This window comes from Nitrososphaera sp., from assembly GCA_039938515.1.
GTDB lineage: Archaea > Thermoproteota > Nitrososphaeria > Nitrososphaerales > Nitrososphaeraceae > Nitrososphaera.
Genome location: JBDUUL010000007.1, coordinates 1 through 25,132 on the forward strand (window position 1 = coordinate 1; position 25,132 = coordinate 25,132).

At 51.5% G+C, this 25,132-nt stretch carries 22 protein-coding genes; 9 read left to right on the forward strand and 13 right to left on the reverse strand.

All coding sequences use genetic code 11. From position 1 onward, the window contains the following. Both ABI361_03940 and ABI361_03945 read left to right on the forward strand, forming a co-directional pair. Positions 1-134, forward strand: a 134-nt coding sequence (locus ABI361_03940) for a 4Fe-4S binding protein (protein MEO9319802.1), incomplete at its 5' end; no start/stop codon positions are given. Between the two features lie 146 nt (positions 135-280). After that, positions 281-2,374, forward strand: coding sequence for a cellulose synthase family protein (locus tag ABI361_03945; protein ID MEO9319803.1), 2,094 nt, complete (start codon positions 281-283; stop codon positions 2,372-2,374). A 69-nt stretch (positions 2,375-2,443) separates the two neighbouring features. Here the strand turns inward: ABI361_03945 and ABI361_03950 are convergent, their stop codons facing one another. Further along, a complete protein-coding gene (locus tag ABI361_03950) occupies positions 2,444-3,802 on the reverse strand; it encodes a hypothetical protein (protein ID MEO9319804.1) in 1,359 nt (452 codons plus the stop codon). Positions 3,803-4,017: 215 nt separating this feature from the next. Between ABI361_03950 and ABI361_03955 the strand changes: the two genes are divergently transcribed. Further along, positions 4,018-5,697, forward strand: a complete 1,680-nt coding sequence (locus ABI361_03955) for a discoidin domain-containing protein (protein ID MEO9319805.1) — start codon at positions 4,018-4,020, stop codon at positions 5,695-5,697. Positions 5,698-5,839: 142 nt separating this feature from the next. Beyond that, positions 5,840-7,759 carry a glycosyltransferase gene (locus ABI361_03960; protein ID MEO9319806.1) on the forward strand — a complete coding sequence of 640 codons (1,920 nt, stop codon included), beginning with the start codon at positions 5,840-5,842 and terminating at the stop codon, positions 7,757-7,759. A gap of 194 nt (positions 7,760-7,953) precedes the next feature. Here the strand turns inward: ABI361_03960 and ABI361_03965 are convergent, their stop codons facing one another. The 3 genes from ABI361_03965 to ABI361_03975 form a co-directional block, all read right to left on the reverse strand. Continuing rightward, a complete protein-coding gene (locus ABI361_03965) occupies positions 7,954-9,276 on the reverse strand; it encodes a hypothetical protein (GenBank protein ID MEO9319807.1) in 1,323 nt (440 codons plus the stop codon). Positions 9,277-9,661: 385 nt separating this feature from the next. Then, complete coding sequence (locus tag ABI361_03970) at positions 9,662-10,684, reverse strand: rhomboid family intramembrane serine protease (protein MEO9319808.1); 1,023 nt, start codon at positions 10,682-10,684, stop codon at positions 9,662-9,664. A 172-nt stretch (positions 10,685-10,856) separates the two neighbouring features. Beyond that, positions 10,857-11,312 (reverse strand): hypothetical protein, encoded by a 456-nt coding sequence (locus ABI361_03975; protein MEO9319809.1) that lies wholly within the window; start codon positions 11,310-11,312, stop codon positions 10,857-10,859. Between the two features lie 490 nt (positions 11,313-11,802). Between ABI361_03975 and ABI361_03980 the strand changes: the two genes are divergently transcribed. Together ABI361_03980 and ABI361_03985 are read left to right on the forward strand one after the other, a co-directional pair. After that, a complete protein-coding gene (locus ABI361_03980; protein ID MEO9319810.1) occupies positions 11,803-12,087 on the forward strand; it encodes a winged helix-turn-helix domain-containing protein in 285 nt (94 codons plus the stop codon). An 84-nt stretch (positions 12,088-12,171) separates the two neighbouring features. Further along, the gene (locus ABI361_03985; GenBank protein ID MEO9319811.1) at positions 12,172-12,309 is read left to right on the forward strand and encodes a hypothetical protein; all 138 of its coding nucleotides are present in this window, start codon (positions 12,172-12,174) and stop codon (positions 12,307-12,309) included. 278 nt (positions 12,310-12,587) lie between these two features. Here the strand turns inward: ABI361_03985 and ABI361_03990 are convergent, their stop codons facing one another. The 3 genes from ABI361_03990 to ABI361_04000 all read right to left on the reverse strand — a co-directional run bounded on the left by ABI361_03990 (position 12,588) and on the right by ABI361_04000 (position 13,895). Further along, a complete protein-coding gene (locus tag ABI361_03990; protein ID MEO9319812.1) occupies positions 12,588-12,749 on the reverse strand; it encodes a C2H2-type zinc finger protein in 162 nt (53 codons plus the stop codon). 64 nt (positions 12,750-12,813) lie between these two features. Continuing rightward, the gene (locus ABI361_03995) at positions 12,814-13,044 is read right to left on the reverse strand and encodes an Lrp/AsnC ligand binding domain-containing protein (GenBank protein ID MEO9319813.1); all 231 of its coding nucleotides are present in this window, start codon (positions 13,042-13,044) and stop codon (positions 12,814-12,816) included. Positions 13,045-13,085: 41 nt separating this feature from the next. Beyond that, positions 13,086-13,895, reverse strand: a complete 810-nt coding sequence (locus ABI361_04000) for a transcriptional regulator (GenBank protein ID MEO9319814.1) — start codon at positions 13,893-13,895, stop codon at positions 13,086-13,088. Between the two features lie 96 nt (positions 13,896-13,991). Here ABI361_04000 and ABI361_04005 point away from each other — a divergent pair, with 96 nt between their 5' ends. The 3 genes from ABI361_04005 to trxA all read left to right on the forward strand — a co-directional run bounded on the left by ABI361_04005 (position 13,992) and on the right by trxA (position 19,948). Then, positions 13,992-14,474: a 50S ribosomal protein L11 gene (locus ABI361_04005; GenBank protein MEO9319815.1), complete on the forward strand. Its 483-nt coding sequence runs from the start codon at positions 13,992-13,994 to the stop codon at positions 14,472-14,474. 142 nt (positions 14,475-14,616) lie between these two features. After that, positions 14,617-19,554 carry a S8 family serine peptidase gene (locus tag ABI361_04010; GenBank protein MEO9319816.1) on the forward strand — a complete coding sequence of 1,646 codons (4,938 nt, stop codon included), beginning with the start codon at positions 14,617-14,619 and terminating at the stop codon, positions 19,552-19,554. Between the two features lie 28 nt (positions 19,555-19,582). Further along, positions 19,583-19,948 (forward strand): thioredoxin, encoded by a 366-nt coding sequence (trxA, locus tag ABI361_04015; GenBank protein ID MEO9319817.1) that lies wholly within the window; start codon positions 19,583-19,585, stop codon positions 19,946-19,948. A gap of 37 nt (positions 19,949-19,985) precedes the next feature. Here trxA and infB read toward each other — a convergent pair whose 3' ends face one another. From infB to ABI361_04045, 6 genes are all read right to left on the reverse strand, one after another. Beyond that, positions 19,986-21,782: a translation initiation factor IF-2 gene (gene infB / locus ABI361_04020; protein ID MEO9319818.1), complete on the reverse strand. Its 1,797-nt coding sequence runs from the start codon at positions 21,780-21,782 to the stop codon at positions 19,986-19,988. An 18-nt stretch (positions 21,783-21,800) separates the two neighbouring features. Then, entirely contained in the window at positions 21,801-22,214 is a 414-nt protein-coding gene (gene ndk, locus ABI361_04025) for a nucleoside-diphosphate kinase (protein ID MEO9319819.1), read from the reverse strand. Between the two features lie 21 nt (positions 22,215-22,235). Further along, positions 22,236-22,448, reverse strand: coding sequence for a 50S ribosomal protein L24e (locus ABI361_04030; GenBank protein ID MEO9319820.1), 213 nt, complete (start codon positions 22,446-22,448; stop codon positions 22,236-22,238). A gap of 9 nt (positions 22,449-22,457) precedes the next feature. Continuing rightward, positions 22,458-22,673: a 30S ribosomal protein S28e gene (locus tag ABI361_04035; protein ID MEO9319821.1), complete on the reverse strand. Its 216-nt coding sequence runs from the start codon at positions 22,671-22,673 to the stop codon at positions 22,458-22,460. A 33-nt stretch (positions 22,674-22,706) separates the two neighbouring features. Beyond that, entirely contained in the window at positions 22,707-23,087 is a 381-nt protein-coding gene (gene rpl7ae, locus ABI361_04040; protein ID MEO9319822.1) for a 50S ribosomal protein L7Ae, read from the reverse strand. Between the two features lie 603 nt (positions 23,088-23,690). Further along, complete coding sequence (locus ABI361_04045) at positions 23,691-24,887, reverse strand: zinc-dependent alcohol dehydrogenase (GenBank protein MEO9319823.1); 1,197 nt, start codon at positions 24,885-24,887, stop codon at positions 23,691-23,693. Positions 24,888-25,132: the final 245 nt, after the last annotated feature.

A 25,132-nucleotide genomic window follows, 5' to 3' on the forward strand; every position in this document is an offset into this window, starting at 1 on the left:
AATGGCTGGATACTCCCGGCCACGCGTCGTCGGAGAAAAAGCCGTTTATGAAGAGGGAGAAGGACTGCATATTCTGCCTGGCATGCGAGAACGTCTGCCCGCCTCAGGCAATCAAGATATTCAAGAAGGGATAGACAAACAGCTCGGGAGCGGACCCGACCTACCGGACTCTAAACCCTTTCATGCACTATCTATAAATAGAAACAACAGATCATCAAAGGCTCAAGGCTGATTTCTCGTAGTGTATGGCCCCGCCCCTTTCCTATATTCAATCTTTATCGTGCTGAGCATTGTCTCAGCATTTTACACCCTTAATTTTTACTACCTGGCGTACAGGTCGCAACGCAACGTCAAACACGAGAAGGCAAAGAGGACAACCGCGAGGATCCCGGACGACAAGGCGCTCCCGCTTGTCACGGTACAGCTGCCACTATACAACGAGCGCTACGTCGCAAGGAGGCTCATAGACTCCGTTTGTAGCATGGACTACCCGAAGGAGAAGCTCCAGATCCAGGTTTTGGATGATTCGGACGACGGAACCATAGAGATAATCAGCTCCATTGTCAGCGAGTACAGGAGGAAGGGCTTTGACATCTCTCATATCCATCGGACTGACAGGACAGGCTACAAGGCCGGTGCCCTCAAGGCCGCAATGAAGTCTGCAAGTGGAGAGTTTATAGCAATTTTCGACGCCGACTTTATTCCGCCCGACTGGTTTTTGAAAAGATCGCTACAGCAGTTCTATGCGGATTCGCGAGTCGGTCTGGTCCAGTGCAAATGGGGACACGTGAACGAAAAATACTCCACGCTCACCGAGGCCCAGGCCGTTTCACTTGACCTTCACTTCTTGGTAGAGCAGAAGGCGAAGAGCATGACGCACCTTTTCATGAACTTTAACGGGACCGCCGGCATGTGGCGTACGGCCTGCATATCTGATTCCGGCGGCTGGCACACAAGCACGCTTGTCGAGGATTTGGACCTGAGTTACCGGGCACAGATCAAAGGATGGAAGTGCGTGCTCCTTGAAGACCTAGTTATTGATGCGGAGCTCCCGGTTCAAATGAACGCCGCAAAGCGGCAGCAATTTCGCTGGTCCAAGGGCTCCATACAGGTAGCGGTCAAGCTCATGGCAGATATCGCCCTGGCAAGAAAGCTGCCGTCTGACACTAAACTTCAGGCGTTTGTGCAAATGACAAGGCCGATTGTCAACCCACTGCTTCTTGCGCAGTTTCTGATATTGCCGATGCTGCTTGCAATGAATTTCAGGCTGTACAACTCGGACTGGGGACCTGCCGCCGTCATTATCACGTACCTTGGCATGGGTCCGCTAGGTTACATGTACGCGATTAAAAAGGCCTGGAAAGGAAAAAGGATCTGGCACACGAAAGCAAAACAGTTCTTGTTTCTGATGTTCTTTGCGACGGGAATTTCAGTTACGGCTTCAGTTGCGGTATTTGACGGATTATTTGGCAGGAAGAACGAGTTCTTGCGAACTCCCAAGTTTGGCGTCGTGAACAAGGGAGATGACTGGCGCAACAAGGACTATGTCCTTCCGTTTACCAAGACGACCCTTCTAGAGATATTTTTTGCAATATACGGGTGCATAAGCGTGTTCATAGCAATCTTCTCTGGAAATCCGGTGTATGCGCCAATATTTGCAATCTCGACCACAGGATTCGTATACGTCGCGTTTCTCAGCATTTCCCACTCCTCGTTCAGGAAATCGAGAAAGAAGGCGAACTCCGAGATTGCCCAGCCACCCAAAGCCGACCTCCTGGAAAGAAACAGCGAGCCGGGGGCAGAATACGGCATTTCGCAGAGCGTCGCGGTAATAAGGCCCCGTGAAGGTGGCGGAACAAGAATAGCGCAGCGCCTCTTTCTGCCAGGAGTCCTTGCGTTCCTTATCTTCGGAGCTGCAATGGCCATGCTCGGATACGAGAGAGCAATCTACCCGCTCAATACGGCATCTTCGCTTCTAGTACTCGCCGAGTCCGCACAAACGCCCGACCAAATGGCCGAATACGTCAAGATAAGCAAAGCCTTGCTGCCAGAGTCAGGCAACCCTGTCTGGGTATTCCCCACTCCCCGGACCGACTACTCGAATATCCAAGCCACTCTTGACGACGTGCTAAAGAGGGGAAGCGACATGACAACTGTCGAGCCCAATTCTGAAGAGTACAATACCGAGCTTACGGATCTCAGGCATTCAATCGAGATCGTAAAACTGGACATCCAAGAGTCAATTCCCTACGTATATGTCAGCATCAGCAATATCATTATCAGCATCGTATGGATAGCCGCAATCCTCATGGTATTTGGCCTCACAAGAAAGGCCTCTGCAAACCAGAAAGCAGTCCAGTTCAAGACTGCCTGACGCACGCAGCCACATTTCCAGAGGGAAAGGAAATGCAGCAGTGAAAGTGGGTGGGCGGGCGAATGCTGGCTAATCGCGACTCTGTGTAGTCTTTACACGGCGGCTTCGCAGAGCGATAACTAGTGGCAATGCAAACGCGGCTGTCGAGATCAAGGCCATAGATCCTAATGGGAATTCAGGGATTGCCGTTGTACCCAGAATTGTCAAAGTTCGCTGACCTGAACCTTGGTGAACCACGGAGATCTGGGTGTAATTTTGGCCTACAATTACGCTCGCCGCGCCCGTCTGGCTCTGGCTTTCTGGGAGTGATAATTCGTAATTTCCGGCTGAGGCATTACCCACGGTGATAATCCTGACAGGGATCTCGTTTCCGTCCACCATAACCTTGTAAACCCCCGACAGAAGCGACATGGGGATCTTGGCCGTGGTATTGCTTGAGCCGGACAGACCATTAAGCGTAATTGTTATCGACTTGTCCTGCTGGCTGAACGCTACCTTTTGCACCGTAGAGTTTGTGGACACTGGTATCTGGAATATCGAGGCTCCAAGTACTATGCCATAGGTTTTTGAAACAACCGGAACCGAGCTGATTATGGAGGGCTTTACCGGAGTCGAGCCTCCGAGCGATGTCAGCACTGATTCAAGGCTGGCGATGTTGCAGGTCGCACAGCTGCCCGACGAATCTGTAAAATAGATTATGCTGATACCGTCTATCTTGTCTCTAATCAGGCTGGTTGTGCTTGTGATGTAATCCGGCGTAGAGTACTGCAGAGAGTACTGCAGCATTACATGGACTGCAGGGTTCTTGCTTTTGGCATAATCAGATATGGCCTTGACATTTGCAGTCAGGCTTGAAGTATCAAATGCCACTTTTTGCATCTGCATAATTATCGTGTCCACCTTGCTGTAGTCAATGGACTGGTAAAGGCTCAAGAGATATTGCCTGTCCGGGGTGACGCCAAATTTGTACCCCGCAGCATGGACCAGGTCTGCCGCCTGGCTTATCGATGCGGCAGGATCGGCCTTCTCAGAATCAGGGGTTAGAGGCCAATGTTCGATATCGTAAACTATCATGTTTGGCTTGTTGGATAGCGTGCTTGCAGTGGAGATGGCGGTCTTCAGGTCATCGATTGACGGGCCATACATTACCTTCGTTTGGAGCGGGAATTGCGAAAAAAGGCCTCCCGTACGGTCGATAACCTGATAGTTCGGAGAGTCACCATAGTGTTTTTGCAGCGTACTTATGAGAGCGGAACTGCGATCGGCAGTGAAGACCCCTATAGTAAGGGGTTGCGCGGTACTGTCGGCGTAAGCGCTTTTCGTCGCGCTCATGCCGCCGCCTATTGAAGGCAGCAATGAAATAATTACGAGTGCAAAGGCACCAAACGTCAAATAACTCTGAAAGTTGATTCCAGCGCCCTGAATCAATTGCAGGGAACTTTACCGATTTGCAAGTAATAAACCTAGTTAAATTCTGCTGTAACAGAGTACTGCTACTTTCGTATCCCGCGACTTGTGTAGGCACAAGTTCGGCTTTTAACGATGTATATTCCCTCCGACAGGCACGTATCGCTTAAGAGGAGACTAGTGTATGCCTTACGGACAAGTCTGATCTTAAGTAAAATGCAATATTCCCTAGTTCTGTGAGAATATTAGAGGACTCGAATCTCTTTCGTTCTAACACCAATAGAGAATTCTACTGCAAGAGAATACCTACAACGACCAAGGATCAACCCATAAAGTCGCGGTCCAGAAAGGAAACGAGCGTCGTCGGTCTGGCTTTGGCCTTTTTGATTCTTTCCTCCAGTTTTGCTGTTCTGGGACTTTCACCGAATAGAGCAGCGGTGGCAGCTCCGTCGTGCGTCCAGCTCACTCCTGTTGGAGAGACTGCGAGCAGCTATTCTGCCCCCTTTTCTCCCGGACTTGCAATTGACGGCAACCTAGACTACCATTCGAGATGGGCAGCATACGGAGCCGGCCAGTACATTGACATAAAACTGCCATCCGCAAGCACAATTTGCGCGGTAGATATCGCATGGTATAGAGGAAATGCAAGAGTCTATTCATTTGATATCTCGGGTTCCGCAGACGGCTCGCAATTTACCAAGGTGTTTACCGGTAAGAACACGGGCAAGACGCCGTCATTTGAGGCATACACGCTGCCCCCTTCTACTACAGGTAGCTACGTAAGGATCACCGTCAACGGCAACACCGAAAACAGCTGGGCAGGAATCAAAGAGGTAAAGATAATCGGCTTCACTGACTCCATCAGCCCTCCTCCTACGCTGCCAACGACCGTTTCAATTACAACCCCCACAAGCGGCCAGAGCTTCAACACTACTTTGGGCGAAAGCTCGGTATGGCTGAATGTTTCCGGCACGACGACTAACCGCGGCGCGGGCGTTCAGGGCGTCGAGGTGAGCGTCGATAGCGGTCCGTACCAGGGAGCAAATGCTGGTGGATCCGGATGGGCCACGTGGACAGCAATAGCTAATCTATCATCAGTTGCAGGCCCCCACACCATTACGGCGCGCGTTAGTGACCTGAGCGGGAATCCAAGCACGGACTCGGTGACCGTTTCGGTGGCCGCGCCAAGCCCGCCGCCCCCGGTCCCTCCGCCGACGAATGGCAGTTTTGCCCTTTCGGTTTTCCCGGTGGGAACAAGGCCGACAGCCGCGCAGGTAGCGGAGCTCGCCCCCTATGTTGACCAAGCCGCCCAGTTCGGACCCTCGCCCCCATCGACGGCAACCCCGGCATTCCTCAGCCTATGGACATCCTACAGTTCCATAACCAAAATAGTCGTGACGCCTTCGGCTGCAAACATCGACAATACCATCGCCACGGCGAGAAACACTCCAGGCACTGGTTACATTGTCTATGACGCTGAAGGATGGACTCTCACCCCCACAAACGAGCAGACAAACCTGGCCAGCTACATTGACAGTACAGCAACAACAGTGCATGCTGCAGGGTTCAAGTACGGGATTGCGCCAACCAGAGGCTTCCTCGAATCCGTAAAGAATTCCATCGATTGGTCAAAGATTGACCTGGTCATAATACAGCTGCAGAACGTCCCTGACGATGCAACATTCATGCAGGTTGTCAAGGACGTCGTCCCGATTGCCCAGGCTCAAAACCCAAACATACAGATATTTCTTCAGCAGAGGCCCGACCCGGCGCACAACCCTTCAGAAGACATAATCACGAGATGGACCGACGCGAGAAGCGCATACCCGGCGGGCAACATAGGGCTTGCGTTTCTTTATGATGCGGCACAGCAGCAGTATATCTTGGACCTCCTGACGGCCCTAGGAAAGAAATAGTGCAGGTACGGCCGCCTTTCCTTTCCTTTTTTTATCAAGATTAACAGAAAAAGATATCCGCTATTCTAGAAGATTAGAGAAGCTAATTTTATATATTTAGCTAGAGAAATTTATCGCGGAAGTTTCACAGGAACGTAATAGTATGACTGATTCAGCTAGCACCATCCTCCCGGTAAAGGGAAACGATGGATCTGCCAGCAAAAGGGGACCTTTAGCGTCTCTTTTCGGATACTTTCCCGCTCGCCTGATGATGGCTGCATGTGTGTTTAGTTTTCTGTTCATGGCAAACAATGCCGCGGTCCAATCCTTTGAACAGGAGGTAATTCTTCGGATTCTACACGCCTTCAATATCCCTTCGACGCTGATAAGCGGGAACGTCTATGTGGGAAATTCCTTTGCAAGTACGAGAATAATTCCGGCAACCTATCTCCACGGCCTCTACCTGGTTTTCATGGCCAGCCTTCTTTTCAGCGCGGACACTAGCATGAGAATTCGCGCCAGAATAGTCGGATTCATGGGGATAATGTTTTTTGTCCTTGTCGGAGGCCAGGCACTGGTTGCCGCGGGCAGCTACTTTTTCGGTCACCCGACTGCGGCCGGAATAATTCAGATCTCAGTCATTGTAAACGCGCTGAGCGCGGGTGGCGTTCTTGAGGCCTTTTTCTTCTCGACGCTGGCGCTGCCCAAGGCAGGGAAGGTAAAGCCCCTGATCAGGCGCAACTACAAGAAGGAATATGTGTACCTCTCTATCATGCTGCTTGCGTCTGCGCTGTCGATCTATTTCCTGCTCGGGATATCAGACATTACAGAGGATTCTGTTCTGACAGCGTATATTGCGATTCAGATTCCGACCATAATCGGCTTTAGGTACTATGTGTCTTACTTTTTCGCGCAGACCAGGCTCCCGGGGTGGGCGTCGGTTCAGAGAAAGGATGTCACTCTGCCCGTCTCATTCTTGATTCCCGCGTACAACGAGGAAAAGACGATAGGCCAGCTTATAACGTCCATTGACAGGGCTGCGGCCAAATACGAGGGAAGTGTTGAGATTGTACTAGTAAACGACGGCTCTAAAGACTCCACTGCATCCGTGGCTGAGGAGGCGTTCAAGGGCCTAAAGCATGCAAGCTACAAGCAGTTCAATACAGAGAACCAGGGCAAGGGCAATGCCCTTGAATTTGGACTGCAGCACTGTACGGGAGAAATTATTTTCAGACTGGATGGCGATTCTATCGCGGACGAGAACTGCATAAAGCCGATTGCCAAACACTTTCGCGACCCTGCGGTCGGATCGGTCTCTGGAATGATTTTCCCCATAGAGCTAAAGAGCATATGGCAGAAATCCATGATTCTTCTGGGCTGCTTTTTCATTTTTTACAAAAAGGGCGACGAGGTGACAGACTCGATACTTGTTCAGCCGGGAGCGTTTTCGGTGTTCAAGAGAGACGCGCTGGTAAAGATAGGGGGCTGGAGGTCAGACCAGTACGGCGAAGACGGCGAGATTACGAACCGTCTTGGCAGGTACGGATACAAGAACGAGTTTGAACCGTTCGGCGTATCCATGTCTGAGGTGCCGGTCACGTTTGGAGACCTGCGCAAGCAGAGGGTAAGGTGGGCGCTTGCGTTTTTCCACTCACGTTCCATGAACCTTGGGCTCCTCAAGGAATTTGCAGGTCCCCGGAGCCTGCTGTTCCTAGACAACCTCCTGAACCACGGTGGCAACTACCCGTCCTGCATATTCATTCCTTTTTTTGCGGCCGCTCTTATCTTTGGAGTCAAAGAATTTGATCCCCGCAACCTTGCTCTGTTTTTCCACATTCCGCTGAAGATTGCGTTGCTCCAGATCCTGATAAGTTCGGTAGAGGTCGTGATTTACGTGTACTTTTTGAGGCGCTTCAAGAAACTTCACTACTTGAAGTACGTACCTTTCATGCCAATTTACAGGGGCATCATGTCCATGCTATTTAGGCCAGAGGCGCTGGGAATCCTGCTCTCGTTCACCGCAAAGAACAAGGTCTATACCAAGGAATCGTACAAGAAGCTGAGGAAGTACATCCGCGGCTGATTGTATTTTGCGACTCGTGTTGTATCAGTCTATCTGTTCTTTGGATGTTCAGCATCTAAACTTGTACCAGCCTACTGCTGTGTAGTAAGAAGCAGAATGTGTTCGCTTGACGAATCGGCAGAGTTTGTAAAATCCATTATGAAAAAATAGAGTATGGGCGCGGTCGCTATTTTACTCGGCGACCGCTGCCTCTATCAGCCGGCAGTCACAGTGAATGTACTCCGTGCAGAGTTTCCGGAGCCGTCAAGCGCTCTGATGAAATAGCTCCCAGCCACCGCGTTGGACGGGACGACAAAGGTTGCACTAAACGAGCCGGTGCTGTCTGTCACGACTGTAGGAGGGGATGTTGTGAGCCTCAGGGTGCCTATCGTGATTGTGACTGTTGATGAGGCAGCAAATCCCGTTCCTTTGACGCTGACGGTGGCATTATGTGCGCCAGAAGTCGGAGTGAGGGCTATTGAAGGCACGATTCTGAGTTGTCTGGAGAGAGTAGACGCTGAATCTTGCACGAGGACGTAATGGTTGCCAGCGGTGGATGGCGGAACGATTAGACTCGCATTGAAGGAGCCATTCCTGTCGGTGGCCACAAGGCTGGGCGTGGTCGTGAGGACGCCCCCGTCAAGTGTGACGAGCAGGTTTGAATTCGAGACAAATCCGGTGCCGTTGATGAAGATATTGTTTCCAACGATTGCCGATCCCGGGTTCGATCCAAGCGCCGGAATCACAAGAATCTGGGCATTGGCTATGCTGTGAGTAGGCGTCGTAGAGGTAGCAACTATGTTGTAGACCCCGTTGCCAGTCCTCGGGATTGTGACGGAGGTCGAGAATGAGCCGGATGAATTGGTCGTCACGCTTCCCAGCGTGATGGTGGAAAGAGAAGACCTTAGCTGAATACTCAAAGGCGAATTGTGTCCAAAGTACACTCCTGTCACTCTGACAACGGCGCCGACCTGCACGGCGCTCTGGGAGAGCGTGATAGTGGTACAGCCAAGTTGTGGGACGTGGCCCTGAACTAGGTTAATGTTAGTGACTACCCCGTTCGTGGAAGTGCGATCGCCGGCACAAAAGTCAAAGATACTGCCGACCAGGTTCACGACGTTACCCGAAGGCGTGGTTGAGCCCGCAGGAGTGATGCTTATGGTACGGTAATTGTCAATGATTCCGTCATTGTAAAGATACGCGCCGCTAGACACTGCAATTGTGCCGTTGTTAATGATTGTGCCGTTGTTAAGCGGAAGCGCTCCGGTCCCGGTATGGCTCAGAAGGGTAAGCGTAGTACCCGCAGGTATGGTGAGAGTGTCACCTTTCCCGAGAAACACGGAAGCGGAAGTACTGCAATTGTTAGTCGACCAGGTACCAGAAAAAGTCGTGGTGCAGGTGCTTGAATTCAGCGTGTAAAAGGTTCCGAAGGCCGGTCGGGACTGGAGCGAAAGGGCAAAGAAAGAAGCCGCGAGGATCGCGCCCAGAGCCGTCACTGTGAAAAGCTTTAGTTTGCTTGAGCTTGTCTTTTCAGACATCCCTTGCAGACAGCTTTAGCTAATATAAAAAAATATAATTTTGTAATATGAAATTATGCCATTAGGCTACGCCTATTGTCGTGAAAACTATAGAAGCCAGGGGCTTGTTCAAGAGCCGAGTCATACGTATCCGGAATCGCAAAAAGTGGTCCTAAAAGTTCTCGCATCGCCGGCTGACAGCTTTCCATGGCAACCGAACACGAATTCCTATTTCTTGCTGCTACCAGTAGACCAATTGAATTGCATAATCCGAGGTCAGATACCCTAGTACTTTCCTCATTTTTTTCAGAAAAAGAGATCATCATCCCTCGTGTGTAATGTTGGACTGGCGGCAGGCGTATTAATAACCTTGAAACGCGCGGGGCTTGAGCTGCTTTAATTGGCTCTATTTCGCAAGCCTGATACGCGCAATTCCGTTGAGATACTGTATGTACTTCACAGTCGGGTTTGCTGCGTCATCAGGCAACCTTGCCAACAGATTGTACTTTCTTGACCCGCTGGCCGTAATCCTGACCTGGCGAGAGTTCGGCTCGTAACTTGCGCTGATGTTGGATGCGTCGTCAACCCCGCGCATTTCCGCTATTACCTCGTAGTAGTCGGCCCCCTCTATCACCTCCGGGACCACTGGCGCGAGATCTTCAATTTTGGGCCGCGCTTTTTTTATCATCGGATTTCGCATCCCAAAGCTGGACCTGATGCCCGGAGCCATGGCGTCTGGCGGAGGTATTTTCTTTGGTAGTTCTCTCCAAAGCAGGCCGGTTGCGATGCCAGCCGCAAAACCCCCAATGTGTGCCATATATGCTACGCCCGATCCGCTAGCAGGATTCGCCTGTTCCAGGAACATGAAAATGACCTGCATCCCAAACCAGACGGGAATGTACCACATCGCCCGTATCGGTCTGACCGTGATGATAAAGTATGTGAAAATTGTAAGGATATTTGCCCGAGGGTACAACACCAGGTATGTCCCCAGCACCCCCGAGATAGCACCCGAGGCTCCGATCGCCGGAAAGCTGCCGGCTCCGGTGGCGACGGCAAAAGCGCTATGCGCCATTGCAGCGGCTACGCCCCAGCCGAGGTAAAGCAGAATATATTTTGTCCTGCCGAAAGTGTCTTCAAGGATTCCGCCGAAGACAAATAGAAACAGCATGTTGCCTGCGATATGCACGATGCCTGCATGCATGAACATGGAGGTAAAGATGCTGGGAATCCCGGTGGATGGGTCATGAAAAACATTGTCCGGGACGGTTCCATACGTCAGGAGCAAATCCTGGCTGGTGCAGTTTATAATGCAGTTCGGATCCTGCGTTATCTCCCAGACGAATATGAGGATGTTCATCCCGATGATTGCATAGTTGAGGTAGGGCCTGCCATGCATTCGCTGAGTGTCGTCCCTTAAAGGAAACATCTAGGATGAGCTCAAACGTTACCAATCATAACGGAAATTAAGTCTTTTTGAATTCTCCTTGGAATGCGGACAACGCTGCGGTCGTTCAGGAGCAGCTCGACCAAGGAGGTCGGCAAAAAATTCCAGGAAAAGGCTGCGAGCGTTGTAGCCTAAGTTAAAGCCGAGTGAGCAGTCAGACCGGTTCTTTCTGCATGGATTCTTTCTGCGACTTGACTCCTTCCGCTACCTTCTTTGCAGCCTCGATCGTCTGGGGGGCGTTCGCACGGATGTCATCGCCTGCGCGTCTTGCCTCGTCAGCCGTATTCTTCCATGCTGCCGTAGTTTCGTCGATAGAAGCGGCCGTGTCTTTTATCACTCCCTGCTCTCTCAGTTGTTTTGCAGTCTCGTTAATCTCTCGCGAAGTGTCCCGCGCTGCAATCGAGATCTCTTTAATCGCAATGGCAAGTTCCTCAATTGCACCGCTTTCACGCAATGTTTTCACGGTCTCCCTCACTACCACCGCCTGGTCTCTAATGCGGCGGGCGGTCTCTTTCATCCTTTCAGCTGCCTGTCGTGCTGCCTCCGATGGCTGGGCGCTTACTGTATTATCAGATGCAGCTGACCTGCTAGTTGAACTGCTTGATTCCATGCTGAAAAGTTCTTCGGCTTTGTTTAAAAGAAGAATGGATGATTGTTTGGCTACTTGGTTAAATGAAATAAGGAAATCGCACCGGAATGCCTGCCAAGATAAAGACCCGTGCAGGACAGAATTCTGCGCAGGAGATGGTCAATCAGTTTGCGCATGCAAAGCCATGGGAAGTAGCATGAGTTTTGCAGAAGGGACACAAGACCGGCAATTCCGCTCCTTTGATAATAGTCGCGCACCAGTGGCACTCGCCACAGATTGCAAGCTTTTTCTCAGATTTCGCTTCATTGTAACGAGGATGGGCGTATTCAGAAACTGGTTTTGGCATATCGAATTTTCTGTGCTACAGATGCTTTAAACGGAGGCGTGTATTTGGCCGCTACATGCACTACTAAGGCGGAAGCCATCGAGCGAACCTTTCAGGAACTGGAAGTTTCTTCTAGAACAACTCAGCCCTATCTTTATAAGCGAACAGCTTTTTCCATTCGCCATAATGATTAATCGTCAAAAGGACGAAATGCTACGGGATATTCTCAGCTGCACGAATGGTGGCGCCACGATTTCGCAGATAATGTTCCGGGCATATACTGCTCACTCCCAGGCAAAGTCATACCTTGCACTACTGATGGAAAACGGATACGTGCAATACGACTCGCTGGACAGAAAGTACAAGGCAACAGCCAAGGGTATGGAATACCTTGCGGCGATGCAGAACCTGGCGGACATCATGAAGATAGAAACACGCCGTTCAGCCAAAATCCCCTCGAACAGATTCTGATTAGGCGCCGGAAAAGCCTGCCGAAATCCGCAACCAGACATAATTGTTTAATAACACGGCTAGGCAATGATGGCTATGGGTTTCTTGGACAAGTTCAAGAAGAAGAAGGAAGACGAGACGGGCTCGAGTCAGGTTTCAGCGGAAAAGAGCAGCAGCCAAGGCTCAGGCCAAGCGAAGAAAATCAAGAGATACAATTCTGAAGGAAAGCCTCTTTCCGACTAGATTTGACCTTCGTTGAAGGAAATTGATCCACAATTCTTTAAAGTCACCGCTTCCATCCATAAGGCGTGCTGAACTTCTTTAGTAGGCGAGGGCGTAAGCTTTCGCAGTGCGACATCTGCGCGGAAAAGTTCAATTCTATGGAACTTATGGAGGAGCATAGAAGGCGCATGCATAAAGACGAAATCCCAAACGTCGAGAGCAGTGCATAATAATCTCTGCGTTCCACTCAGGCTAGCGCGCCAAACAGATATGCTTCCAGTAAATGCTTATTCCAAACCCTAGCTAAATCCGAATGGATTAGAGCTGGGCAGGTCTCCGCCCTTTTCACTGTGTGCCTTGCGGCTGTGTCGCTTTAGCCGCTCCTTATCATCGAACGTCGTTCCGCAGTACTGGCACTTGAGGACAACCGGACCTTCGGCCTTCTTCTTAAATAGCCCCAACGCCCTTAGTACAGCACCGTCATTCATTAAAGTTGCGCTTTTGCAGACGCGGTATGATGCGTAATTATTCCATCACGATCATGGTTAGCGTTGACTTGACACCGTTTAGCTTTCGCAGCTTCCAGGTTATGGTTTCTTTCACCTTCTCCATGGTGTCCGCTTCAACCTGGGCAACGATATCGTAAACACCGTATACTTGGTATACTTCCTTCACCCCGTCCAATCGTCGCAGTTCGCTGACAAGAGAGTCTTCGCTTCCAAGCTCAGCGTTCATCAGAACAAACGCCTTTGGCACGCTTTTCGATTACCCGTGGCTTATAAAAACATGCTGAGAACCTAGACTTCATGCTTGAGCTTATCCTCATCGAATGGTCCTGCTTTCTCCCAGCAGTAGTTGAAGTAGTCAGAACACCATTCGAGAAACGGCCTGCTTTCGCCATAAAACATAGTGTTGAGATCGGGCTCGCCCTTTAGGTCAGGAAAGACCACGCATCCGCTCCTTTCGTTAAAGATTGTCATCACCCGGACATCAGGCACCATGCGGCGTTCGACTAGACCCTGGCTGATGAAGTTTCGCCAGCCTAGCTTTTGCAGCATCTGGGTTCTGCCTTTTGGAACGACCGAGTTGCTTGCAAAAATGTATGAAAACTTCACGCCTTTCTCGACCCGGGAACTGACCGTTTCTATAAGGTCAAGAGGCACCTGCGACATTATTTCTCTAATGAACCTCTCGGAACTGCCGTACAGCGTTTTCCACCGCTGCAGAATAGCCATAACGCCATGAACGATTTCGCAGTCGTTGAATGCGCCTATCCTCTGCGCGAATTTTGCAGGCATGTCGCCGGTGCTATGATCAAGAAAGAAATCCGCGTTGTTGTACAGGAAATCATAACCTGACAGCAGGTCTACGACAGTGCGGCCGTAGGCGGTCAGGACCAGCTCGCCCTCGCGGTCCTTTGAGACCAGCTTGGAATCGACGAGTCTGGTCATATTCCTGTGAGCCTCTTGCATAGTCGCGCCCAATTCCGATGCGAGCTGTGAAAGCCTGTAGCTCTTTGAAACAAGCCTTGTAAGCATTGCAAGCCGGAGGTCTCCGGCAAGTTCGAAAAAAAGCGAACACACGCCATCCGACGACTGGTCAGACATGCGATTTCAGCTATACTTGTAGCAGCCTTAAAAACCTGTCAAAAGGCAGCGGGTAGCAAGGAATATAATTTGGAGAAAAGGGATTGACTAGCGACAATGGGCGACAAGAAGTCAGTTTCCGCCCTGGTGAGCGGAGGAGAGGCTAATGCAGGCCCTCCTTTAGGACCGGCATTGGGGCCTATGGGGGTCAATGTTCTCCAGGTCGTTAATACGATTAATGAGAAGACCAAGGACTTTCCAGGCATGAAGGTGCCCGTGAAGGTCGAGGTGGATAGCGAGACGAAAAAGTTTACCGTAGAAGTCGGGATTCCTCCGACAGCGGCTCTTGTTGCAAAAGAGGCAGGGATCCCGAAGGGCTCTGGTACGGCAGGTACCAACTATGCAGGCGATCTTACTATCGCAGGGGCCGCAAAGATAGCAAAGATGAAGCTGGATGGATCCTATGCCAAGGACGTAAAGGGCGCTGTCAAGGAAGTCGTCGGGTCCTGCGTTAGCATGGGTGTCAAGGTTGAAGGCAAACCTGCAAAGGAAGTATTTGCGGACATCAATTCCGGCAAATACGACGAGCTGCTGAAATAGCGAAACCTGCCGCCGGCAGCTGTCCTGACGCAAGCTGTCTCATGCCGAGAGCGACGAAATCGTAATAAGCCGTGAACCTTCCTCTATAAAAATAGCACAGGAATTGGTTCGACGTTTTTTTTCTGTCTTTATTGCCTCTATTTTGATCTCTGCGGGGGTCGTCACCCTATCTTCTCCGGCGCCGCAAATGGCGGTCGCCGGCTATTATGAATCAGGGCCCCTGAATGCAAGGACAGGCTCTCTGAGCAGTCTTGATCAGAATCTGGCCGCCAACACCGATGCAGCCGCATCGCGGCAGGGAACCGGGGGAGATGTGCTTCCTGCAGGACTGACTTTGGGGGCCGTCCCAAAAACTGATTTTGGCGTTTTGAAACTCGGCACCGCCCCGCTCGGGTATAATGGAATCCCCAAGAGGAGCCTTGTATACGGGACAGGCAACCTCTCCCCTATGCTTTCTGAGTCCAATATTGTCAGTTTGGCCGGTACGGGGGCGGAGGGCTCACCCTTGTTGGGCTACGCATTTTCAAAGAATCCGGTTGCAGCGACTGGCGGCTTTTCACTCTCGCCGGATATGCCCCTGCAGTTTGACGGTCTTGCTTCAGGAGGCGGATTTTACCCTAATAGCGCGCCATCTGATCAGGGCAGACTCCTGGGATCCAAGATTGTCGGATCGGATCAGGTGGCCCAGAAGTACGGCGTTACGGGCAAGGGAGTCAAGGTTGCAATCGTTGACACGGGAACCGATTTTTCAAATCCTGATGTCAAGGGCGCCGTCGCCCGAGGCCCGGATGGCGTGCCGATAATGCTGGATGCCGACGGCCAGGGACTTGTGCTTACCAAGGCCAAATACATTGCCAAGATTGACAGCAACACAGGACACCTAATCGACTATTACAATGCCACCGCAACAAAGGTGAAGGACCTGCCGGCCAACTTTACTTCATTTGTCTATGTCAACAAGACATCTGGAGTGTTTTTGCGAACTTCACTTGGAACAATCCCGGTGTATAACTCACTTTACCCATACTATGGTACACCGCTTCTAAATGCGACTGCAAACGTCGACTGGAAGATAGGCAACAGCACCAGCGACTATATTCGCTCGGTTAGCGGCGTCTACAGGTTTGGCGTAATCTTTGAGGCGCAGTCGCAGCTAGGTCAGCTCACTACGCTGCTGGTTCCCGTTCTTGTCGTAGACAGCCAGCAGTCCGGCGTTTATGACACCATCATACCGGACATGAGGGCCGCATGGGGCTTTTTCGCAACCGACGTGCTGGCATCGAATCCCAAGACATCCAAACTTGTGCCCAAAGAAATACCCGCAGATTTCACGGGCCAGCCCAAGATCAGGCTGGGATCGGGAAACGAAATGCTGACCTATGACTATAATCATGATGGTTTTCCGGACTTTACCGCCGGGATGGTGGGGGCAACCGTTGCTGATGTCTGGCAGGTAATCGGCAAGGCAAAGCAGACGTCGCTTGACAGGGACATCGGCGGCATTGTTCACGCAGGGTTGCTAAAGCCGCTGGATCCGAACGGGGATTACTTTGGGGTTATGTTCGACGCCCAGGGGCACGGTTCTAGTACCGCCGCTACTGTTGCCTCGACTGGCCTGCAGAGCTATACTGTCTACTCTAACAATACGCTCTACCATCTCAGGGGAGTTGCGCCGGATGCAAAAATAATTCCAGTCAAGGCGCTTTGGGCGGGGGACGCCCTTTTGGGTTGGCTGTACGCCTCCGGGTTTGATCCTGAACAGGGCAGTGGAAAATGGAAATACACAGGGAACCACAAGGCGGACGTCGTAAGTAACAGCTGGGGCATCTCTGCATTTCCGCTCTCAAATCACGGTCAGGGCTACGATCTGCTTTCAATTTTTTCCTCGATGCTGACAGTACCCGGGCTTTTGAGCAAGGACTATCCCGGAACGGTCTTTGTTATCAGCGCAGGAAACGACGGGGTGGCCTATGGAAGCATTGGGACTCCTGCAGGCTCGCCCTTTGCGATTTCGGTCGGCGCTACGACTAATAACGTGCACGTAGGTTCTGAGGGATTTGCCAATATCACGAGGTTCGGCGGCTCCACGCAATCTTATGACAACATCGCAGACTTTTCGAGCAGAGGTCCAAGCGTCTTTGGCGATCCCAAGCCGGAAATTATGGCCGTCGGCTCGTACGGGTTTACTCCCTGGATAGTAACGTACCAGACAGTCCACTCAGATGCGAGCAACTCGACAAAGAATGACAAAGCGTTCAGTCTTTTTGGCGGAACTAGCATGGCAGGCCCGATGGTGGCTGGCGCTGCGGCGCTTTTGATCCAGGATATGAAGAACTCTTCAAAAAGCGCTGACGGCGATGTGCACGTGAATCCATTTACGGTCAAGAGCCTTCTTATGGCCGGCGCCAAGGACCTGAAGAACGATCCGTTTGTACAGGGCTCCGGCCGCGTTGACGCGCTGTCCTCGGTTGAACTGGAACGGGGAGACTCGACGGGCTTGTTTTCCCTTTCGACAAACAGCACAGAACTGAACATATCTTCCCAGCTTTCATCTGCTCTTCGCTCGTACAGCGATACTCTTTCGCTGATAGATGGTAGCGGTGGGCTTCAGTCTAGACTGCAATCCCTTGGCCAGAACTCTGAATCGCGCTGGTATGCAGGGCAAGTGCCCCAAGGAGCTTCTTCGAGTGGGCAGATCACGGTATCGAACCCCTCACGGACCGAGCAAATTTCCGTCGAGCTGAGCCCCGAAGTTGAAAGACTAGTCGAGCATAAAGTATTCCACAATAGCACGAAGCTGTTTCAGAAGGACCCGATTTTCAGCTCGAAGCAGTACGGCTTTACTCCAAACTACTTTAATCTGACATCACTGGTCGGCGCTACTCCTCAATACGCGGACCTGATGGTCGCTCGAGTAAACTTTCCGTTCAGCGAATTCATGAATTCGAGCAATGCATTTGGGGACTATTTGCGCATCGCATCGGTGTATGCCTATGACTGGAACGACAAGAACCACGACGGAAAGGTCTCATTTAATGAAACAGAGATGATAAACAGGGGTGGTTCATGGGGCACCCTTCAAGAGATGAGAATTGCCGACCCAGCGCATACTTTTTCACACACTCCCCTAATTGGCGTTTATCCTGTACCTACTATCTTTTCCTTCTGGCGAGGAGATCGGCAAATAAACTCCACCTCAATGAACTTCACTCTGACGATCGACTTTTACAAGAGGCAGGACTATTCCAACACGATAAGATTTGACACCCCGATTACAGACCAGTTTGCTTTTGTCGTGGTGCCACCTGGAGAAAGCAGGTCTTTGGGCGTCACAGTCTTTACCAAAAATGATACGCTCCCCGGCATCTATTCTGCATGGATAAAGGGAACCGAGCTGGCATCGGGCCACTCTGAGCTTTTGCCGGTGAGTTATGTCGTAACGACAAAGCCCGTGACAAAGGACGTTCCCATAGTAATTGCCCCACACCTAGTTCCTTCCGGCGATTCTAACTATGAATATACGCCTTCTGCAGTTCTCGATCTTAATCTGACATTGCCTGGAAGGAGCGGATTGCCGAGCGAGCCGGCCCATTTCGCGGAGCCGGATGGACTTCGCCCTAATGGGTACGTTGGGGGTCCGTTTGACATGATTTCAAGGTATGCCGCTGGCGACTGGAGGTCATACTACTTTGACGTGAGCGATCCGACGATAAACAACATGGCGCTGAAGGTCGCTTGGCGGAGCAACTATACAAGCGTTAACGCAATGGCCTTCGGGCCAGACGGCAAGCTGGTGGCTTCCAGCGTACCTTCAGGCGTTTTTTCGACTTTCTCGGGCTGGGCCAGCAACGATTGGCTTGGAACCACCACGGTTAGCCAGGGAGGAGGGTTCTACTTCAGCCAGAACGATGGTGGCAATGCCACGGTGCTTAACGTCCCGATAAACGGCACCGGAGTCTACTCTGTCTTGCTGCACAACACGCTCTACTCCGGCTACGATATTCTCGAACCGGTGTCGGTATTGGCCAAATTTTCGACAATCCGTCCGGATGCAGGCTCACCCCAGATTTCTCTGCAAATTCCCAATTTTGTATCTGGAGCCAGCATGACCGCTCATGTCACAGTATCTGACGACGATCCCGCAGGATTCTACTATTCTATTGATGGCGGGTCAGGGATATTCCAAAACTCTACTGACCAAGCAATCAAAATTGATACTGTCAGGCTTTCAGAAGGAAAACATGACCTTGTAATTCGGGCACAGGATACGGTAGGTCACGTCTCGACGCTGGTAAATGAATTCAACATAGACAGAACGCCCCCTATGATCGCCTTGTATCTCAGGTATCCCGACGGCAGTAGTGTCAGCATACCGCAGGAATCGCCTGAAAAGCAATCGTTCATAGTTCCCAAAGGAACAGTGCTGGGATGGAACGTGACGGACGAAAGCGGAATCCCTACACAAAACACTATCGAAACGCCCGGCATGCCCCGGACGGCTTCAAACCAATCCGGCTTGATGCCGGTCGCATGGACTATTTCGTCGCCAAGGCCGGAAGCCTCAAACCGGTCCGCAGAATCTCTGACATTTAGCGAAAAGATGCGTGAGTACAACGTGACCATCGCCGCCAAAGATGTTGCAGGCAATTCCGCTTCCAGGTCTGCAGCGATAATCATGGACGACAGACCCCCGGTCCTTTCATTGTCGGTCCCGTCCGGAGATACCCAAGGTAACACCACGATCGGAATAAAGGCGTCGGATGACCTTGCCCTATCGGATTTGCAGCTTGATATCGGTGCCATAAAGACAGTGGATGTCACGGGTTTGGATTCATATTCGCTGGACACTCGTCAGCTGGCAGACGGGACGTATACCATAAAGCTGGTGGGAACTGACAAGGCTGGAAACTCGGCTACGGCTACGCAGGAGTTGCGCGTGCTAAACGTCCAGCCCCTCATAGTCCAGGCGGAATTGCTCAGTGTCATTTCGGGCCTCGCAATCGCCTCTGCCGTATGGGGAGGCCTAGTCATGGTCAAGAGGAGCCGTCGTCAGAGGGTAGACTCCGCCAACAAATCTTAAATACTAAAAAAGGCACTACACCTATCAAATGAGCGAGGACAAAAAGGCGTCTGCAGCAAGCATGCACGCTTCAAGCGCTGCATTGGTTGAGCTTGCAGAAAAGAACTTTGACGAAACGATTGCAGGAAATAAGCCGGTGCTGGTTGACTTTTGGGCAACATGGTGCGGACCCTGCCAGTTCATGCTGCCAATATTTGACAAACTCGCCAAGAAATACGGTGACAAGGTCACGTTTGGCAGGCTCAACGTCGACGATAATCAGGGCGTCGCCATGAGATATGATGTCTATGCCATCCCGACATTTATCATGTTCATGAACGGTAAGGCGGTGGACAGGGCTGTCGGTGCCGTCGGCGAAAAAGGCCTCGAGGGCCTGCTTCAGAAATACCAGTAGAAGAATCCAGCGGCCACTAGTCCGTCAGTATTGAGGGCTACAGGTATCCAAACGACGGATCGGCCCTTCTCTTCATTTCCAAAACCTTGTTGAGGACTTGCTTTTCGTTGTCTCCCAGCCTGTGGTTAAACCGTTCGATTAGCTGCTTGGCCTGCCTGCTGTTCAAATCTGTATAGAAAATGTCGCCCTCGTTTATCTGTCGCCCGATTGTCGGCTCTTTGATGGATACGGCAACCTGCATCCCGGTCGTGGCCTCCTCGATCGCCTTGCCACTTTCCTGAATCTGGTGCACAGTGCCAACCTTCCGGCCCTCCTCGCTTATCACGTGCACCTTCTGTCGCAGTTTTCCAACCTGGATTTCCGCGCCAAATACCGCGGGGTCATTTCTCCTGAAAACAAAGCCCTTCATGAACTGGAACTTGCAAACAGGCGGGATCTCGTTGAATAGGAGTGATTCTTCATGCTCACGCTGGTAGGCAACCCAGTCGGTGTAGCTGCGGACTAGGTTGTAGATTATTCTCTCGCTGAATATCTTGACCCCTCTGTCCTGCGCCTCCCGCTCGGCGTCATCAAGCACCTTGACATTGAAACCGAGTACGACGCCAAGATAGCGGTCGGTTTCCCGTACTGCAGCTGCCTCGATGACGTCACGCCTTGTTATGTTGCCTATATCGCCTATCCTGATCGGGACGCCCGCCTTGCCCAGCAGGTCGCTTATCGCTTCCAGAGAGCCTATGGTGTCGCAGCGCAGCGTTATGCCAGAAGTTTCTGTGTTCTTGACAATTGAGTTCTTTATCTCGTTTTCAACGAGGGATCTGAGCGACTCCAGATCTTCATTGCCCGCTTTTCCCTTTTCAATCACGTAAAGCGGGCTGCCGGCCAGCACGCCGTCCAGGTCGGGAGAGGTTACCTTCAGCCCTGCGGCTGCATTGACGCTCTCTACGGGCTTGAACTTGTCGCGGGGATCGCGCATCTCGTCCAGCGGCTTTGGGAGGAGCAACGCCTTTACCCGGGCGACCGTCGCACTGTCGCGCTTGGCGACCATTATGCTGTCCCCCTGGTGGATTGTTCCGTCGAGGAGGATCACGTTCGCGGAAGGACCGAGCCCGGGCTCCTCGTTGACCTCAAGCACAATCCCCCTTGCGGGCCCTTCGTGGCGCTCGAGCCGCTTTGACAGAAACTGCTGCGCAAGCCCGACTAGCACCGCCAAAAGCTCAGGGATGCCGACGCCTGCTCTGGCGCTGACTGGAACTATTGCCACCTCCTTGGTAAAGTCACGCACGCGCCAGAATGCCTCGGAGCCGAACCCAAGCCGGGAGAGGGCACCTACGACGTTGTAGATTTTCTCGTCAAGCATCGTCTGCACGGTCGCATCTTGTTTTTTCACGTCTTCGGAAATGAATTTTGACTGGACTCGCCAGCCAGTCACCATGTCAACCTTGTTTAACGCAACAACGAAGGGAACTTTTCTTTTGCGCAGTATTTCGATGCTTTCAATCGTCTGTGCTTCAAAGCCCTTGTTTACGTCCGCGACCACTATTGCAATGTCCGCCGCAGATCCCCCGCGCAATCGCAGATTTGCGAACACCTCGTGGCCGGGGGTGTCAATTACAAGTAGCCCCGGAACGGGGGTCTCCGATTTGGCAAGGCGGGTGTAGAGGGGCCCGGTAACTTCCTTTATAGTGTCCATCGGAAAAAAGCTTGCGCCAATGTGCTGGGTAATGCCTCCCACTTCGCGGGCCTGAACAGCAGTGCCTCGGATCTTGTCAAGAAGAGAAGTCTTGCCAGAGTCTACATGACCCAGTACTACAACTACTGGTTGACGAAGTTCCAAATCCTATTCTTGCCAGCGTCACTCAAAAATGACGCCCGACTCTTTTATGAAGCTTTCAGGTGAGTCGGATGCATGGATCACGTTGTCAGAAATTCCCAGTCCAAAGTCGCCCCTTATGGTTCCCGGGGCTGCCTCGTACGACTTTGTCGCGCCCACCAAAAGGCGGACGGTGGCGATCGCGTTATTTCCCTCAAGGATGCAGGCAACGACAGTTCCGGAGCTGATAAAGGATACGAGCTCCTCAAAGAACGGTCGGTCCTTATGCACGGAGTAGAATTCCCTTGCTTTTTCTTTGGTAAAGTTGTACGACCTTAGGTTCTTTATCTGAAAACCCTTTTGCTCAAACCGCATGAGTATTGCGCCAGTAAGCTGGCGCCTGAACGCATCAGGCTTTACAATTATTAGCGTCTTTTCAACAGAAACCAATTTCATTGCACCTTGATCTGCAATAGCTTACTTTTTGGTTCTAAGGCCGCCTTTGACGTACTTTTCAGTCCACTTCATCTTTCTTGGGTCGCGCTTTAGCACCCTAAGGTTCTTTTTGCATTTGCTAGAACAGGTCCACTGAATCTGCCCGTCGTTTTTCACCAGCATCTGGCCATGTCCTGAAGTAATGTGTTTGCCGCAGAAGAAGCAGTTTCTGAGGGAGGTCGCTGATTTGCTCACTCAAGCCACCTATCTAATCTTGCGAGCCTCACGCTCGGTTTCGCGGAGCATCAATACATCGTTCATCATTACCGAGCCCTTGACGTTTCTGGTCAGAATGCGCCCCTTGTCTTTCCCTTCAAGCACCTTGACGCGCACTTGAATCACCTCACCGGCAATTCCCGTCCGGCCGACTATCTGGATGACTTCTGCGGGCACGACCTTCTCTTCAGCTGACTTGCTCATGGACCAGACTCACAACCCTAAATGCTTCGAGGACTACTCCTTCTTGGCTTTCAGGCCAGCGATGGAGCTAACTACCTGCTCTACAATGTGCTGACCTTCGCCGGCATCAATAATGGTCGCGGCGGCAGATCCAACATCAATGCCTAGCGACGCACCAAGCTGCTGCTTGCTGGGCACAAATATGAAAGGTGCATTCCGCTCTTCGCACAGAATAGGCAAGTGCGCAACGACTTCTGGGGGCTCGACATCCTCGGCAATGACGACGAGTTTTGAAATTCCACGCTCGATTGCTTTTGTAGTCTCGTTTGTTCCCTTTCTGACTTTGCCACTCTGCTTTGCCATTCTAACAGCTTCGTAAACAGCGTTCACCAAATCTTTAGATGCTTCAAACTTGACATAATATGGCTTGCTCATTGTTTCTTATCACCCATTGGGATCATCTCTAATTACTTTTTGATAGGGACATGCAGGCGTATTAAAAACGTTTACCGCGAACTTTTTTCCGCTGATAATTCTCGGCTTGAGCTATTGACGAGAAGAACGGATCAAAAATCAAACATCACGTGCCGTTGACGCTCTGCGTCAACAAGTTCGGCCTTGCGCTAGTATTCATCCTCGCTTTGTGGGCGGGATCTACCTTTTTTCAATCAAGAGGGGCCTTTGCAGACGTTCAGAGGACCTCTCTCGCAGGGAGGGGCATGCAGTACACAAACGACAACATGGGCAGGGCCAAGATGCAACATTGGCAGCTTGAGGCTTAACAGAGGCTCGCATCACGCCAGCGTCTAGCTGTTTGGCGTTGACAGCGCGAAGGGCATCTTCTCAGGAAACAACGTGCCCAGGTTTGACATTTATTGGACGGGATAGCGACGGGGGCGCGGTAACACCTTTCTCCTCAACCGCTGTGCCGGAGTTTGATATGGGCCAAGGAATTGTTCTCATGATATCGCTTTCCGCACTGATCGGCGCTGGCGTCATACTACGGAACAGAACGATCATGTGAACTGCAAGAGCGGATCAGGTTGGCTTGAGCATTACTTTGATCCACCCTTCCTTCCTAGCGTCAAAAGACTGGTAGGCTTCGATAGCAGATGTAATATTCTGCTCGTTTGTCAGGATTTTGCTCGGATCAACCTCTCCGCTCTTTACTTTCTCTAGCAACATAGGAATGTACTTCCGGTGGTTGCAGTCGCCGGCGTTGATGTGCAGGTTCTTGCTCATTGCTTTTCCTATCGGAAAATACTGCATCGTCGGAGGGTAAACGCCTATTACAGAAAGCGTGCCGGCTTTTGCGAGCGAGCCAACCGCCCATTCAAGAGCCTGCGAAGGCGCATTCCCGGGCACCCAGTTGTCGCCTTTTGGGTTTGCCGACGGGGCAATCTCTTTAACTTCCTTCTGGAACCTTTCTTTCTCCTTACCGCTTGTCGACTCCGAGGTGTATGCGTCCACGCCAACTGCATCAATGGCGCAATCAGGGCCGATACCTCCCGTAAGTTCCTGCAATGTCTTTACGGGATCCTCTTTGCTGAAATTGATAACCTCGGCTCCTTGATTTCGTGCCATTTCCAGCCGCGATTCAACCGCGTCAACTGCAAAAATCCTGCCTGCGTACTTGAGTTTTGCGCTTGCAATTGCAAATTGACCCACTGGTCCGCACCCAAAAATCGCCACGCTGTTGCCGGGCCGGATTTGTGCAAGATCTGCGCCAAAATAGCCGGTCGGAAAGATATCGGAAATCATAATCGCCTGATCATCGGTGATTTCATCTGGTACCTTTACCATTCCGACATTGGCAAAAGGCACAAGTGCCATTTCTGACTGGAGTCCGTTAAAGGGGCCGGTGTTTTTTGGCCCGCCATAAAACGCAGTGCCAGTATTTTTGCCGTGCGGATTGGCGTTATCGCATTTCGCAAAGTATCCCGACCTGCAATAATAGCAATAGCCGCACGCAATGGTTGATGGGATTACAACCCGGTCGCCCGGCTTGAAATTGCGAACTCCCTTGCCCACCTGTTCAACAATTCCGACGCCCTCGTGGCCAAGAATAGTTCCGTCGGCCATTTCCCCCGCAGTGCCCCGGACAAAATGAAGATCCGTCCCGCAAATCGCGCTTGCTGTCAGTCGGACTATTGCATCCGATTGCTGCTTTATCTTTGGTTCTGGAACCTGTTCGACTCTTATCTCGCCTACACCGTGCCAAACAACTGCTTGCATGGCATCGCTAGCATATCCTGTCTTTTATCACGTTTAGAACTCTTTTTGGTCCCAGATTATGACTATCGATGATTCTTCCGCAAAGAAAAAAATTTGCGCTGGATCTTGGATTCGCATTTAGCTTTCTGTATAGCTTATTCCTCCTGCGCCGGCGGTGCTGGCCCTGGCCCTGTGGCGGTTTATCAGGTCAGCTACAGTCACCATCCCACCGATTGCAAGCCCGATGGCGCCCGCAAAGGCCATGA